Annotated in this window: 17 protein-coding genes; 12 read left to right on the top strand and 5 right to left on the bottom strand. The window is 49.0% G+C overall.

What is annotated here, in order from left to right; all coding sequences use genetic code 11:
* Nucleotides 1–80: 80 nt before the first annotated feature.
* Complete coding sequence (locus H7A79_RS05115; RefSeq protein ID WP_135033911.1) at nt 81–350, top strand: HU family DNA-binding protein; 270 nt, start codon at nt 81–83, stop codon at nt 348–350.
* Between the two features lie 262 nt (nt 351–612).
* Here H7A79_RS05115 and H7A79_RS05110 read toward each other — a convergent pair whose 3' ends face one another.
* The 3 genes from H7A79_RS05110 to H7A79_RS05100 form a co-directional block, all read right to left on the bottom strand.
* Complete coding sequence (locus H7A79_RS05110) at nt 613–1,104, bottom strand: peptidylprolyl isomerase (RefSeq protein ID WP_135033912.1); 492 nt, start codon at nt 1,102–1,104, stop codon at nt 613–615.
* Between the two features lie 165 nt (nt 1,105–1,269).
* The gene (gene trxB / locus H7A79_RS05105) at nt 1,270–2,217 is read right to left on the bottom strand and encodes a thioredoxin-disulfide reductase (RefSeq protein ID WP_187001250.1); all 948 of its coding nucleotides are present in this window, start codon (nt 2,215–2,217) and stop codon (nt 1,270–1,272) included.
* A 174-nt stretch (nt 2,218–2,391) separates the two neighbouring features.
* The gene (locus tag H7A79_RS05100) at nt 2,392–2,949 is read right to left on the bottom strand and encodes a hypothetical protein (protein WP_135033914.1); all 558 of its coding nucleotides are present in this window, start codon (nt 2,947–2,949) and stop codon (nt 2,392–2,394) included.
* A 236-nt stretch (nt 2,950–3,185) separates the two neighbouring features.
* On the opposite strand from H7A79_RS05100, the gene H7A79_RS05095 reads away from it, so the two are divergent.
* Entirely contained in the window at nt 3,186–3,608 is a 423-nt protein-coding gene (locus tag H7A79_RS05095) for a gamma-butyrobetaine hydroxylase family protein (RefSeq protein ID WP_187001249.1), read from the top strand.
* Between the two features lie 13 nt (nt 3,609–3,621).
* Entirely contained in the window at nt 3,622–4,359 is a 738-nt protein-coding gene (ubiE, locus tag H7A79_RS05090; RefSeq protein ID WP_135033916.1) for a bifunctional demethylmenaquinone methyltransferase/2-methoxy-6-polyprenyl-1,4-benzoquinol methylase UbiE, read from the top strand.
* Between the two features lie 1,699 nt (nt 4,360–6,058).
* Here ubiE and trpS read toward each other — a convergent pair.
* Nucleotides 6,059–7,069 carry a tryptophan--tRNA ligase gene (gene trpS, locus H7A79_RS05085; RefSeq protein ID WP_187001248.1) on the bottom strand — a complete coding sequence of 337 codons (1,011 nt, stop codon included), beginning with the start codon at nt 7,067–7,069 and terminating at the stop codon, nt 6,059–6,061.
* A gap of 1,116 nt (nt 7,070–8,185) precedes the next feature.
* Between trpS and rpsF the strand changes: the two genes are divergently transcribed.
* The 6 genes from rpsF (at nt 8,186) to H7A79_RS05050 (ending at nt 11,156) form a co-directional block, all read left to right on the top strand.
* Entirely contained in the window at nt 8,186–8,563 is a 378-nt protein-coding gene (rpsF, locus tag H7A79_RS05080) for a 30S ribosomal protein S6 (RefSeq protein WP_135033918.1), read from the top strand.
* 14 nt (nt 8,564–8,577) lie between these two features.
* Complete coding sequence (gene priB, locus H7A79_RS05075) at nt 8,578–8,874, top strand: primosomal replication protein N (protein ID WP_187001247.1); 297 nt, start codon at nt 8,578–8,580, stop codon at nt 8,872–8,874.
* 4 nt (nt 8,875–8,878) lie between these two features.
* Nucleotides 8,879–9,109, top strand: coding sequence for a 30S ribosomal protein S18 (rpsR, locus tag H7A79_RS05070; RefSeq protein WP_135033920.1), 231 nt, complete (start codon nt 8,879–8,881; stop codon nt 9,107–9,109).
* Between the two features lie 18 nt (nt 9,110–9,127).
* Nucleotides 9,128–9,580, top strand: coding sequence for a 50S ribosomal protein L9 (gene rplI / locus H7A79_RS05065; RefSeq protein ID WP_135033921.1), 453 nt, complete (start codon nt 9,128–9,130; stop codon nt 9,578–9,580).
* 922 nt (nt 9,581–10,502) lie between these two features.
* On the top strand, nt 10,503–10,625 hold the full coding sequence (locus tag H7A79_RS05055; RefSeq protein ID WP_281385003.1) for a hypothetical protein: 123 nt from the start codon (nt 10,503–10,505) through the stop codon (nt 10,623–10,625).
* Nucleotides 10,626–10,829: 204 nt separating this feature from the next.
* Nucleotides 10,830–11,156: a hypothetical protein gene (locus H7A79_RS05050; RefSeq protein WP_187001246.1), complete on the top strand. Its 327-nt coding sequence runs from the start codon at nt 10,830–10,832 to the stop codon at nt 11,154–11,156.
* 115 nt (nt 11,157–11,271) lie between these two features.
* Here H7A79_RS05050 and H7A79_RS05045 read toward each other — a convergent pair whose 3' ends face one another.
* A complete protein-coding gene (locus H7A79_RS05045) occupies nt 11,272–12,108 on the bottom strand; it encodes a phosphatidylserine decarboxylase (protein ID WP_187001245.1) in 837 nt (278 codons plus the stop codon).
* A 233-nt stretch (nt 12,109–12,341) separates the two neighbouring features.
* On the opposite strand from H7A79_RS05045, the gene H7A79_RS05040 reads away from it, so the two are divergent.
* From H7A79_RS05040 to H7A79_RS05030, 3 genes are all read left to right on the top strand, one after another.
* Nucleotides 12,342–13,085: a pseudouridine synthase gene (locus H7A79_RS05040; RefSeq protein ID WP_187001244.1), complete on the top strand. Its 744-nt coding sequence runs from the start codon at nt 12,342–12,344 to the stop codon at nt 13,083–13,085.
* A gap of 357 nt (nt 13,086–13,442) precedes the next feature.
* Entirely contained in the window at nt 13,443–13,835 is a 393-nt protein-coding gene (locus H7A79_RS05035) for a RidA family protein (protein WP_187001628.1), read from the top strand.
* Nucleotides 13,836–14,071: 236 nt separating this feature from the next.
* On the top strand, nt 14,072–14,902 hold the full coding sequence (locus H7A79_RS05030; protein ID WP_187001243.1) for a symmetrical bis(5'-nucleosyl)-tetraphosphatase: 831 nt from the start codon (nt 14,072–14,074) through the stop codon (nt 14,900–14,902).
* The last annotated feature ends 193 nt before the right edge of the window (nt 14,903–15,095 follow it).

Genomic DNA, 15,095 nt, shown 5'->3' with positions numbered 1-15,095 from the left:
TCGCCAGACGTACGAAACCGTACCCCAAACGCCCGATTATCGGGGCTTTTATTATTTCAAACGATAGAAAGGGACTTATTGTGAACAAGTCTGAACTGATTGAAGCCATTGCCCAAGAGGCAGATATTTCCAAAGCCGCCGCCGCCAAAGCTTTGGACGGTATGACCAATGCCGTAACCAGTGCGCTGAAAAAAGGCGATACCGTAACTTTAGTGGGTTTCGGTACTTTCTACGTTGGCGAACGTGCCGAACGTCAAGGCCGTAACCCGAAAACCGGCGAGCCACTGACCATCGCTGCTGCCAAAACTCCGAAATTCCGCGCAGGAAAAGCTTTGAAAGACGCTCTGTAAACATTCGGAATCCCTAGAATCCGTATAAGAAAAGCAGGCTTGTGTCTGCTTTTTGCGTTGAAAAGTTCGGATTGTTTACACTTTGCGGTATTTCGCTGTGTTATCTATATTGCTTGGTTTGCCGTTTTGTAGTGTAAATTAATTGGATACATAAAATTTGATAATTTTGAGAAACCAAGCAAAAAGAATATAGGCATGAAAATTTCCGGGGCCGTCTGAAAAATTTCAGACGGCCCCGGAAATAATTCATCGGCCAACCGGTTTATACGATTTCCGCTTTGGTGATCACAACGCTCTCAACCGGCACATCATCGTGATAGCCGTGGCGTTTGGTGGCCACGCCCTCAATGGCATCTACAACCTCCCGGCCTTCAACTACTTTGCCGAAGACGGCATAGCCCCAACCGTGCAGGCTGGGTTCGGTGTGGTTGAGAAAACCGTTGTCTTTCGTGTTGATAAAAAACTGCGAAGAGGCGGAGTGGGGAGCTTGGGTGCGTGCCATGGCGAGGGTGTATTTGTCGTTTTTCAGGCCGTTTTGGGCTTCGTTTTGAATCGGATCGCGGCCGGGCTTTTCGTTCATGTTTTCATCCATGCCCCCGCCTTGAATCATGAAGCCCTTGATAACACGGTGGAAAATCAAACCATCGTAAAATCCGTCTTTTACATATTGCTCAAAATTGGCGGCGGTAACGGGGGCTTTTTCGTGGTCGAGTTCGATACCGATGGTGCCGAAATTGGTGTGTAGTTTAATCATGGAAAATCCTTTCTTCTGTCGATAGACCGGGTTGCAGTAACCGTTACCCGGAAAACAAGGGAAGGCCCGAAAGCCCGAAATGTAAAATTTGCTGTTTAACGCCGATTTTATAGATATTTTATAGATATAGGTGCTGTCTGTTATTCAGACGGCCTCCAAATCTGTTTAGTTCTGGCGGTCGAGCCAGCGTTCCGCATCCAAGGCGGCTTGGCAGCCCGAGGCAGCGCTGGTGATGGCTTGGCGGTAGGTGTGGTCTTTCACATCGCCGGCAGCCCACACGCCTTCGATATTGGTGAGGCCGACATTGTCGCCGCTGCCGCCTTTGGTTTTCAGATAGCCGGCTTCGTCCATATCAAGCTGGCCTTTGAAAATATCGGTGTTGGGCTTGTGGCCGATGGCGATAAACACGCCCTGCACGGCAATTTCTTCACTGCTGCCGTCATGATATTTCAAACGTGCGCCGTTCACGCCCATATCATCGCCGGTGATGTCTTCGAGTACGGCATTCAGCTTCAAAATGATTTTGCCTTCTGCAACCCGTTGCATGAGTTTGTCGATCATGATTTTCTCGGCACGGAAAGTGTCGCGGCGGTGGATCAAGGTAACGGTGTTGGCGATATTGGCCAAATACAGCGCTTCTTCTACTGCGGTGTTGCCGCCGCCGATAACCGCTACATCTTGTTTTTTATAGAAAAAACCATCGCAGGTGGCGCAAGCCGACACGCCCTTGCCGGCAAATTTTTCTTCGCAGGGCAGGCCGAGATATTTGGCCGAGGCACCTGTGGCGATAATCAGCGCATCGCAAGTGTATTCACCCATATCGCCTTTCAGCGTGAAGGGGCGGTTTTGCAGATCGGCTGTGTGGATTTGGTCGAAAACCAACTCGGTGCCGAAACGTTCGGCGTGGGCTTGGAAGCGTGCCATCAGCTCGGGCCCCTGCACGCCGCCTGCATCGGCCGGCCAGTTATCGACTTCGGTTGTGGTCATCAGTTGGCCGCCTTGGGCGACACCGGTGATAACCACAGGTTGCAGATTGGCGCGGGCGGCATAAACGGCAGCGGTGTAGCCTGCGGGGCCGGAGCCTAAAATAATCAGTTTGTGGTGCTTGCTCATGGGTTTTCCTTGCTTGAAAACGATTATGTCGATGGCCGAAACCATACTACGGAACCGGTTTGGTTTGGCCGTCTGAAAACGATTGGGCTAATCAACAGAATCTGTAAATAAAATATAGCGTTATATTCGGCGGACAGATAAGGCCGTCTGAAAAAATTTCAGACGGCCTGCATTTCAACGCCGGCGGAAACCGCCTCTGCGCATGGGGCGGCGGGTGTTGGAAGGGGCTTGGGTAGTTTGGCGGTAATTCTGTTGTGCGGCTTGGTTTTGCGCGGGCAGCGACTTGGTGTTCAACTGCCGGCTGGTGCGCTGCTGCGCTTGTGCCGACTGGTAATAATCGGCCCGCGCGCGCCGTACTGCAGGGGTGTCGGCTTGGGCTTTTTGAAATTTATTGGCCAAGGCATTGCCGATAAACGCGCCCGCAGCCGCCCCCACCAGGCTTTGCAGCAGCCAGCTTCCGGTCGATTGGTCGTAAATATATTGCTGGCCGTCTGTGCCCGTTACCGGCTCGCCGTTGTTGCCGTTGGCCTGATATTCTGCGGGAATGGTATCTTTTACTGCATCGGCGGTCAGCTCGTAAACAGTGTTGTCTTGCTGCGCATTTTGTTGGGCAAGCTGTTGTTGCAGTGCTTCGATTTGTTTCTGCTGCTGCTCCAATCGGGCTTGTGTATCGTCTTTACAGGCAGCCAGAGCCAAAGTGGAAATTGCAGATAAAGCAATGATTCGTTTCATTATTCTTCCATTTAAAAGAAAAGCGGGATAATGCAGGGTTTGCAGAATGTTAATAAGGGCAGGGCGGTGCTTATTCAAGGCCGTCTGAAAAGGTTTTATAGCGGCTTCGTTACAATAATACAGCATTGCTCCTTATCGTATTAGTTGTGCTGCCTGCGGCTCCGCAGCCTTGTTCCATGGTAACTAAACCGCTATATTTTACTGCTAAAATAGCGTTTTTCCATACAAAACCCAATATGAAATACGAAGCTCCCGAAGAAATCCGCCTGCACGGCAGCCGTGCTGCGCTTACCTTGGTTTACCGGGATAGCAGCAAAAGCCTGCCTGCCGAATTTCTGCGCGTTTATTCGCCCAGTGCCGAAGTGCGCGGTCACAGCCCCGGCCAAGCAGCCCTGCAGACAGGCAAAGCCGGCGTAACCATTTCCGCCCTAGAGCCGGTGGGGCACTACGCCCTGAGAATCACATTTTCAGACGGCCACGACAGCGGGCTTTACGACTGGGATTATTTATATAAATTGGCGCACGAATACGATACAATGTGGGCCGACTATCTGCGCCTTATCGAAGCGGCCGGCGCATCGCGCACACCTGCCGCCGCAGGTAGAGCCGCACCCGCCCTGAAACACGGATGCGGCAGCGGCGGTTGCGGCAAACACTAAACAGGAATCCATAATGAGCGACAACAAAACCCATTTCGGCTACCAAACCGTAAACGAAAGCGAAAAAGCCGGCAAAGTAGCCGAGGTGTTTCATTCGGTAGCCAAAAACTACGACATTATGAACGATGTTATGTCCGGCGGCCTGCACCGCGTGTGGAAACATTTCACCATCAACACCGCTCCTCTCAGCAAAGGCGGCAAAGTGCTCGACATCGCCGGCGGCACGGGCGATTTATCGCGGGGCTGGGCAAAGCGGGTGGGCAAAGAGGGCGAAGTATGGCTCACCGACATCAATTCTTCCATGCTTTCGGTAGGCCGCGACCGCCTGCTCAACGAAGGCCTGATTCTGCCTGTATCGCTGGCCGATGCTGAAAAACTGCCGTTTCCCGACAATTATTTCAATTTGGTGTCTGTGGCTTTCGGCTTGCGCAATATGACCCGTAAAGATGCGGCTTTAAAAGAAATGTATCGTGTATTAAAGCCTGGCGGCACCCTGCTGGTTTTAGAATTTTCAAAAGTATTCAAGCCATTGGAGCCGGCCTACGACTTATATTCATTCAAACTGCTGCCGCTGATGGGCAAAATGATTGCCAAAGATGCCGACAGCTACCAATATTTGGCAGAGTCCATCAGGATGCACCCCGATCAGGAAACGCTCAAACAAATGATGCTTGACGCGGGTTTCGATACGGTGGATTACCACAACATGACCGCAGGTGTCGTTGCTCTGCATAAAGGGGTAAAATACTGATTTATTATAATAAAAATCAAAACCAACCTATTGATTTAAAATGCAGGCCGTCTGAAAACCCGAAGCAGGGCATGTTCAGACGGCTTGAAAAGCTTTCAACACCATATGGTTTTAACAGCTTGCAAAGAGTGGTGATGTAGGGAATCTGAGTGTTTGCCTAAGCTGAAATAAGCTGTTTGGGCAGCGCGGAATTGGCAGCGTATCAACACCTTGTTCCATTCTATTGATCTGTTGCGGGAAACGGTAAACGGTAAACACCGGCAGCCGCTTTGACGGCTGCTTTTCAGGCCCCCCGGTAAGCAGCGTTCTTGGCTATTGCTTTCAATGCAAAAGGCCGTCTGAAAAAATTCCCGTTGTTTCAGACGGCCGTAATCATTTATCGCCGGCTTGCCGCCTGCATAGGCGGTAAATCATCATAATGCACCTTTGTTAAAATATCAGATTGCCGAATATATCTGTTTTATTATCTTTCGCCCTGAGTCCGTTCATGCTGCCATTTGCTTTGCCTGCAACGGCGGCCATACCGGCAGGTACTAGGCAGTATACATTCATCAGGAACAACTGCAGCTGGTTGAACAACCAATTCAGCCTGTGGCGGATGTGTGTTTGAAACGTATTACCGAAGCCGTTGGGGCAATTATCGATGCCTCAAAACGAAACAGCCTGTTTTGCCGTCTATTAGAGTTCTCTTTACCGAGCAGCCGCCATATTTTAACTTGTGCTGAATAAAGCCCTCAAACAATCCAATTTCAAGCCCGGTATGTGTTTGGTAGCGTAGGCATCAACCACCAACCACCATAATCTTGAGCACAAAACGCGGTGATTAACCGCAGCCCTAGGGTAACGAACTCTCCCCCTGATTAACGGTAGTAGAACCGTAATCTATGCTGATGCGGTTTGCCTTAAAAGATGGGAGCCTTCTTGCCAATGGCGGCAGCAACAATCAAACAGTTTTACCCGAAGGCGGCATATGTTTCGTCAATTTTAACTTATATCATAATTTTATCGTAATTTTTTGAAAAAAATTCATGATGTTTTTTATGCGCCATACCGATTTAATCAAGTAGCTATCAATTGATGAGGTGTGACACGAAACAAGTTTTTGGTCAAAACTGCTTCCAGTTGGCGCAAGTCCGAAGCCCAAATCGTGCTGCTACCTCACAAAGCGGCGATGTTTTTCGAAACACTGTCGTTTAAAAGGAAGAGGTGATAGGAGCACGGCAGGTAAAGTAGTGGCTTTCGGTATTCCTAAATATTGAGGTAAGGTTTATACGGTCATAGTGAATAGCACCAATCCTATGGTTACGGGGAAAATTATGCCTGACAGTGTAGTATACAGATAGTGTAGTATACAGATAGTGTAGTATACAGATAGTGTAGTATACAGATAGTGTAGTATACAGATAATTTGAGTAGCTGCGATGTGTCGAATATCAGCAAAGCTTATTATCATAGAATTAATCATAGCAAACAATTTTTCCAACCAACAAAGTCATATTGACAGCATTGAAAACTTTTGGAGTCAGATAAAACGTGTTTTATGTAAATAGAATGGAGTCAATCAGAAATTTTTTCCTTTATTTTTGAAGAGTATGGATTTTGCTTTAACTTTAGAACACCAAAACAACAACTAAAAACCCGAGTCTTTGGGGTAATATTTAGAATCAATCTCAAATTTTCAGTCTTAAACCTTACATACCTACTTTAGTGCACGTATCCCCACTGCATCGCGCACTTTGTCGAGCAGCACTCGGGCTTCTCGGCGGGCTTTGGCCGCTCCTTCCTGCAAAACGGCCTCAATCTGCGCGGGATCGGTAGTAAGCTCAGCATAGCGTTCGCGCGGTTCGGCCAGTTCGGCATTGATTTTCTCTGTCAGCAGTTTTTTCGCCTCCCCCCAAGCCAAGCCTTCAGCCAACATATGGATGAACTCCGCAGTTTCTTCAGGTGTGGCAAAGGCTTTGTAAATCTCAAATAACGGGCTTTCAGACGGCTGTTTCGGTTCGCCCGGCTCTTTAAGGTTGGTAAGGATTTTATTCACCGATTTCTGGATTTTTTTATCGTTCTCCCACAGCGCAATGGTGTTACCGTAACTTTTGCTCATTTTGCGCCCGTCCAAACCCACCAAGAGCTCCACGTTTTCATCTATTTTCGCTTCCGGCAGGGTGAACACTTCTTGAAAACGGTGATTGAAGCGGCCCGCTATATCGCGCGCCATTTCAACATGTTGGATTTGGTCTCGTCCCACCGGCACTTCGTTGGCCCGGAACATCAGAATATCTGCGCTCATCAGAATCGGGTAACTGTATAGCCCCATCTCGATTTGGTGGTCTTGATCTTCCAACCCTTTCTCCAAATTTTCCTGCAAAGCAGCCTTATAAGCATGAGCGCGGTTCATCAACCCTTTGGCTGTGATGCAGGTGAGTATCCAATTTAATTCCATAATTTCGGGAATATCACTTTGGCGGTAAAACGTGGTGCGCTCCGGGTTTAAGCCGCAGGCGAGCCAAGTGGCGGCAATAGCCCGGGTGGATTCGTGAATTGCCACCGGGTCATGGCATTTGATGATGCCGTGGTAATCGGCCAAAAATAAGAAAGATTCGGTTTGCTCGCTTTGCGAGGCACGGATGGCGGGGCGGATAGCGCCGACATAATTACCCAAATGCGGTATGCCAGTAGTGGTTACACCGGTTAAAACGCGTTTTTTGATCATAGTCGCTTCATTCTCTGTAAAATCTTTTCAGACAATCTAAAATAAAGACGGTCTGAAAAAAAATGGCTTTGCCTAAATTATACATCTTTAAAACCCAATAATGTTTACCTGCTGCTTCCATCTGTTTTTAAATCATATTTACCTATTAGAAATATGAACTTTAAAAATACAAATTAATGCAAAATCCTTACTTAACCAAAAACAAATAGTGGTTGACAATTAAGATGGATTTTATCCAAATCTAAATATTTTTGATTAATGCCTAGCTAAAATCTAGCTGCTTCGGGTGTGGCCAAACCAACTGGAATCAGTGTCAAAAGTATCAACAGCCTGCACCTAAAATTGCATCAGCACTTAGCTCGTAAGCATGGGGGCAGACACTTTTAGGCGGCATCTTGGAGCTGAATAAATCCTATTTCGGTACTAGTGGCATCCGCAGTAAGCGCAGCTTGGCAAGGGCATTAAAATCATTGCTTCCTACATTTTAAAACGTTACGGTGGTAGGTTTTCTGAGTAAACGTTATGGCAGTCTGAAAGACATCGGACACCTGCAGTTTTAGTGAAAGGGTCAGGTCTTTTTGCCAGTCCTACAGCAATAGTTTTGCTTGTCGCTGTTTCAGCAGAGGAACGGTCGGCTTCGGCAGCATGGATTCCTACACTACCTGAGTTGATTGGGTAGAAGGCCTTTATGTTAGTAACGCTTCAGATGGTTTGTTAAGTAAGCCTCAAAGCCCATCAGTGTTGCCATGACCCTGTTCACAATGAAGCGGTCAAGCCTCTGCGCTTCATGCAAAGCCGCAAAATTACTGAGTGCGATTCCATGCTACCACGGACTTGCCGCGTAGGCGTGGCTGGTTAGAGCAGTCCCTACCGAAGCAAGGAAAACGTCTATATTCTATGTTAATGTGGATGATTTTACGGTCTTCTATAAATAAAATAGAAATAGCGGTTTAGGGTAGAGTGAACATGGAAGCCGTTTGAAAAATGTAGCAGATGTTGTTGTAATTTTTTAGCGGCTTGCTTTATCTTTGCAGACTGGTATATAATTTCAAAATTTCTAACCTTGCCTTTTGCTTTTCGCATGGCTGAAGGCTGTTAAAACCGTAAGGAGGCAACATGCGTCATTATGAGGTTGTGTTTATCGTTCATCCTGATCAAAGTGAACAGGTGCCAGGAATGGTTGAACGCTATAAAACCATGATTACTGAAGCTGGTGGTAAGATCCACAGGCTTGAGGATTGGGGGCGCCGCCAACTGGCCTATCCGATCAATAAAATCCACAAAGCTCACTATGTTTTGATGAACATCGAAACTTTACCTGAAGTGGTTGATGAACTGGAAACTGCTTTCCGCTTCAACGATGCCGTTCTACGCCACCTGACCATCAAGACCAAACACGCCGTAACCGAAGCTTCTCCGATGCTGAAAGACGAAAAGTCTAAAAATCTGCTAGATGGCGGCAATGCAGCCAAAGAAAAAACTGCCGAAGCGTAATTTGAATTTAAAGATTGGATAATCTTTTCACCCTTGCTGCACAAATTGCCGAATGCAGAGAGCTGAGATATACCCCTGCTGGTATTCCTATTTTAGACATTATGTTGGTACACGAATCTTGGCAGTGGGAAAACGGGCAGCAATGTTTGGTTAAGCTCGAAATGCCTGCTAGAATTATCGGCAAGGATGCACTTAATTGGCAGCACCGCGAACAAACCGCAGTAGAAGTAAGCGGCTTTTTGACTCAAAAAAGCCGTTGTTACAGCAAGCCGGTGCTGAGGATACAAAATATTAAAGAATATAAAGGTTAAACACATGGCTCGTCAATCATTCAAACGTAGAAAATTCTGCCGCTTTACGGCTGAAAGAATCCAAGAAGTCGATTACAAACAAGTGGATTTGCTCAAAGACTTTATTTCTGAAAATGGCAAAATTATTCCGGCACGCATTACAGGAACCAAAGCGCATTATCAGCGGCAATTATCTACCGCAGTAAAACGTGCCCGCTTTTTGGCTCTGCTGCCTTATACCGACCAACATAAATAATTAACGGAGACTCATACCATGCAAATTATTCTGTTAGAAAAAATCGGTGGGTTGGGTAATCTGGGAGATGTTGTAACCGTGAAAAACGGTTATGCCCGCAATTTCCTGATTCCTTCGGGTAAAGCCAAACGTGCCACCGAAGCCAATATGAAAGAATTTGAAACACGTCGTGCTGAGCTGGAGGTTAAACAAGCTGAAATTCTAGCCGATGCCAAAGCCCGTCAGGAAAAACTCGATGGTCAAACTCTTACTATCGCACAAAAAGCGGGTGTTGATGGCCGCTTATTCGGTTCTGTTACCAATGCCGACATCGCTGCCGCGATCATTGCTTCAGGCATTGATGCTGTCAAATCCAGTGTACGTCTGCCCAATGGCCCACTGAAAGCTGTTGGAGAATACGAAGTTGAAGTAGCTTTGCATACCGATGTTCTTGCAACTATCAATGTTGCTGTAGTAGCGGCTGTTGAATAAAGGAGCATTTAATCCATGCTGTATAAGGCCGTTTGAATGCCCTGAACTGCGCCCCAAAAGTTGGATATCCTCCAACCCATTAAGGTGCAGTTTTTCTATATCCCAATATACCCCTGTTACCCGGTGCGCAGCCAACAGAGTGCCGCATGGTGCTTCAACATCTCACGCACTCAACATCTCACGCACACACCCGTACCGTTGGATAGTGGCCCTCTAGCCCCACTTCAAAAAATCTGCAGGCTGTCTCTCTATGAAAGCCAAATGCCCCCTTATTTTGCCGCTAACCCTGACTACGAAAAACCTGTGAGGAACAACAGTGTGTTGTAGGGGCGAAAAACAAACTGCCTAAAGCACATGAAAGCTCCTAGAGAAAAGCAAAAGAACGCCGCCAAACCGTCCAAATGTAGAGGGTAATGCCCACCAAACTATCTATTGCACAGCGCCATCCTGTCCAAAACAGCTTTTATTATCCCTGACCCTGATGCGCAGGATAAAGCTGCCGTTGCCGAAGTTTATGCCTGCTATAAAGACCTTGAGGCTGGAGTATTCTTTAAGCCGTAAGCTAAAGCGCTAAGATGGGTAGAGCAAATGCCGGTCCAGTCATTTGTCCGTCTGAAAGGTAAAATCCCGCTGTTGCATTCTGGTCGGATCATTTCTTTAAGTACATTGAAAACACAAAACTTCTATGGGGAGGGTGCGTTGACGGTGGCGTAGTCGGCAGCTGTATAGATGATTACATACATTACCATAATGATGAGTGGATTAGTCTAAACTTAAAAAAGCCTAGTCCTGTCGGTTGTAGAACTCAGCTTGAAAAGTATTTTTGAAACATATACTTAACTTGTCCAAGTTTTTTGCGGGAGCGGTGCAATACTATGGTTGTGAAGTCGTTAACAAACCTATCTATATCGCCGCAAACAAAATGGGCGGCTTAACCCGCGTGGAATGGAACGAAGCCGCAACTAATCCAACGGCGCAAAGCCGAAATGCTTTATTGTCCAGCCATAAAATCAGACAGGAAGTACCCAATTACTATAAATTTTGAAGTACACACTAGATATAAACACATTAAAAGCCGCTGGTATTATGTCATTACCGCTATACTCGTTCTCTTGGCTATGATATTTTACTTGGTTGGTTTTATGGGTTATAAAATGTATAAAGGCTATCAGGAAAAAGCAGCTATAGCTGCCATGCCAGCCAAGCCACGCCGCTCAAAGAAACCGGCACGGAAATGTGCAGGACTGCGTTGAAAAAGGCCTCCGCTCAATACCATAAAGACAACCCCACCCAAACGCCCGATACAGGCCGTCTGAAACCGTTTCAGACGGCCTTGCCGCTGCAGCTATCGGCTGCCATGACAGCACGCTGCAATAACCCGCGTGCCAACATCGGCCGAACGGTAGCCGGCCCTTTGGACAGGGAGTTTCAAACTGGATTTGAAGCCTTTCAACGTTGCCAAACGATGGCGGTTAACGCCAAAACGCCCGCGCCGGTGGGGGTGTTTAAAGCAACCATTGAACACTTGGGCAAACGGCTTGCCGCTCCGGCGCGGGAACCCAAAGCCGGCTACTGACGAAGCCCTACATACAACCAAGCCCGCAGCCGTCTGAAAATCATCGCGACCACGGGCGGAAACGCCATAACTGTTTGTTTTTACCGTTTCAATTTCAATCCGGCGGTTTCGCGCTTTAGCCGTGGAACTCTTTTTCAACTGCCCGGCGTGCTTTTTCGGCAGAGGCTTCGATGTCGGTTTGCGCTACCTCGGTGCAGGGCAGGGTTTCTGTTGAGGCGGTTTTTTCGTGTCCGGGAGCAATATCGGCTGTGTCGGCGGTAACCGCTTCGGCGATGGGTGTTGCTTCGGTGGTTGCTTCGGGAGTGGCCGGCGGCAGACGCGCCAAGATGGTTTCCGTGGCGCTGACTTTGTCGCCTATCGCTACCAGTGCCTGCGCATCGGCCGGCAGATAAACATCAAGGCGCGAGCCGAAGCGGATAAAGCCGTAACGCTCGCCGCGGCGCAGGGTTGCGCCCGCTTGCGTGTAACACAGAATCCGCCGTGCTACCAAGCCCGCTATCTGCACGAAGGTTACTTCGCGGCCACTGCGGGTGGTGGCCAAAACGGCGTTGCGCTCGTTTTCGGCGGAGGCCTTGTCTAAGGCTGCGTTCACAAACTTGCCCGGGGTGTATTCCACCGCTGTTACCGTGCCATCGATGGGTGAGCGTTGCGAGTGTACGTTAAATACGTTCATAAACACGCTGATTTTCAGCGATGGTACCCGGCGGTAGGGATCGGTGGTGCGTTCCACCACTACGATGCGGCCGTCTGCCGGGCTTAATACCGCATCGGCATCTTGCGGTGCCGAGCGCGCGGGATCGCGGAAAAACTGCAATGCAAACACGGTAAACAGCCAGAAGGGCAGCGACCACCAACCGGCACACAATGTGATGAAAATGCTGGCAATCAAACCGCTGCCGATAAACGGCCAGCCTTCGCGGGCAATAATCGGATGCGGGTAAAAACGGGACATAACGCTTCCTTCCGTATTATCTGTTTTTAAAGGGTTGTTAATTATAGCCGATAACGCGATGCAAAAGGAAAAGGCCGTCTGAAAACCAAAACGGCAGCGGCTTCTCGGCTATAATACCGTTACTTAACATCAAAATGACGCAGTGTTGCCCGCCTTTGCCGGTCGCTGCCGCTTTGTTTCATTTTTATTTTAAACAACAATAGAATAACTTTTTATCGAACAGGCCGTCTGAAATGCCCCATTCCCTGCAAAAAACACTACGCCTTTCCAAACGTATGGCCGAACTCGGCCTTTGCTCGCGACGTGAAGCCGACAGCTATATCGGGCAGGGCTGGGTGAAGGTGAACGGTCAAACTGCGGTGATCGGTCAAAAAGTTACCTCGGCCGACCGCATCGATCTCAACCGGCAGGCGCACGAAAAACAGGCGCAGCGGGTAACGATACTGCTTAACAAGCCTATGGGCTGGGTGAGTGCGCAGGCCGAAAAAGGTTATCCTTCCGCCGCCGGGCTGATCACCCCCGAAAACCGTTGGGAAGGCGACAACAGCCGTATTCAGTTTGATGAAAAACACAAATTCGGCCTCGCGCCCGCCGGCCGTTTGGACATCGATTCAACCGGCCTGTTGGTGCTCACGCAAGACGGCCGTATCGCCAAACAGCTTATCGGCGAAAACAACAACAGCGAAAAAGAGTATCTTGTGCGCATACGCGGCACTTTGAGCGAAGAGGGCTTAAAACTGCTCAACCACGGCTTGAGCCTGGACGGCGAAAAACTCAAGCCCGCCAAAGTGGAATGGCAAAACGAAGATCAGTTGCGCTTTATTTTAAAACAAGGCAAAAAACGCCAAATCCGCCGTATGTGCGAGCTGGTCGGCCTGCGCGTAACCGGCCTCAAGCGCATCCGCATGGGCAGAGTGAAGCTGGGGCGGCTGCCGCCGGGCAAATGGCGCTACCTGCGGCATGATGAAACATTTTAAATGTCGCCAGAAATACAGAAACCGGTTGTTTCGTTCAGCTTGAGGCCGTCTGAAAAACACCGTAAGAAGCCAACAGTTTGGGCAATACCGAATGAAACCGCGCTGCCTTAAGCCGCCCGGCCTTGCCGCCGGAAAGCACAGCCGGCACTGTATCCTTCCGCTCCTTGCCCGGGCAACCCCGGCTTTCAACTGTATTTTCTGCATGGCCCGACTGAAATGTAAGCGCAAGGCGGCAGCCCGCATATCTGCAAACAGCATACAGCTCCCCGAAACGCTACAGGCCGTCTGGACGGGCGGCTGGAAAAACAGGCAGATTTATCAGATAATCCGAAATCCGTTTCCATCACAAAGGCAACCATTATGAAAGCCATCATCCACACCGACAACGCCCCTGCTGCCATCGGCGCATACAGCCAAGCTGTGCGCGCAGGCGATACTGTTTACATGAGCGGCCAGATTCCGCTCGACCCCGCCACCATGACAGTAGTCGGCAACGGCGATTTCCGTGCCGAAGCGCATCAAGTGTTTAAAAACCTGCAAGCCGTGGCGCAGGCAGCCGGCGGAACGCTTGACGATATTGTAAAAATAAATGCCTATCTCACTGATTTAAAACATTTTTCTGTATTTAACGAAGTTATGGCCGAATACTTCAACCAGCCTTATCCCGCCCGCGCTGCCATCGGCGTAGCGGCTTTGCCCAAAGGCGTGCAGGTGGAAGCCGAAGCTGTGCTGGTGTTAAACGACTATTGATTAACAGATATAGTGCAACACAAAACCATACGGGCTGCCCGCTTCAGCCTAAAGACAGCGGTTTGCAAATCTTTGACGCAAAAATAGAATGGTTCCGCGTTACCTGAAGCGGCTTCACCCGTTTTCCTTTCTTTTTTGCCGCCCGCCTGAACTGTTAAATTAAGGTTGTTGTACAACATAAGGCCGTCTGAACGTTTCAGACGGCCTGCGGTTCAAAAACAAAACGGATCCACACAATGGCACACTACGCAATCGGCGATATCCAGGGTTGTTACGATGAATTCACCACCCTGCTTGCCACCATCGGCTTCAACCACGGAACCGACACCCTCTGGCTCACCGGCGACATTGTCAACCGCGGCCCCAAATCACTCGAAGCCCTGCAATTTGCCATCAAACACGAAAGCAGCATACAGACCGTGCTCGGCAATCACGATCTACATCTTTTGGCCGTGTCATACGGTTTCGGCAAACTCAAACGCGGCGACACCATCAGCCCTATTCTCAACCACCCCGACAGTAAAAAAATGCTCGGCTGGCTGCAGGCCCAACCCCTGCTGGTGCAAAACGCCACCCACGTTTTGGTGCACGCCGGCCTACTGCCGAAATGGGATATCGAAAAAGCTGCCGGGCTTGCCCGCGAAGTGGAAAGCGAACTGCAAAGAAGCAAGGCGCGCAACTACTTTGCCAATATGTACGGCAACCGGCCGCACCGCTGGAAAAACACACTCGAAGGCTATGACCGCCTGCGTATGATCACCAACGTATTCACCAGAATGCGCGCCATTACCCGCAACAAACACAAACTCGACTACGAATTCAAAAGCTGTCCCGATGAAATGCCGGAAAACCTAATTCCCTGGTTTCAAGCCGCCGACCGCCGCCATCTGAGCCATACTGTTGTGTTCGGCCATTGGTCGGCACTCGGCTACATCAACAACCACCGCGTAATCGCACTCGACACCGGCGCCCTGTGGGGCGGCCAGCTCACCTCCATCAACCTCGCCACCGGCGAAACTGCCCAAGTGTCTTCCCAAGGCGGACTGAATTGGAAAACTGCGTTATAAGTATGCGGCCTTAAAATTTTCATCTGCCGCTAACAGCTTTCAACCGAAAATGTGAAAAATAGCCGAATGATTTATGCAACACGCTGATAAAAGCAGCGTCTGTATGGTTAAGTTATTTTATGTGAGAAACAGCAGGCCGCAAACAACATAGAACCCGTTCTGCTGCCCCTATCAGCGGCTTACAAAACCGTTC

The organism is Neisseria musculi (assembly GCF_014297595.2).
GTDB classification, from domain to species: domain Bacteria; phylum Pseudomonadota; class Gammaproteobacteria; order Burkholderiales; family Neisseriaceae; genus Neisseria; species Neisseria musculi.
This window is presented reverse-complemented; position numbering and strand designations above follow the sequence as displayed.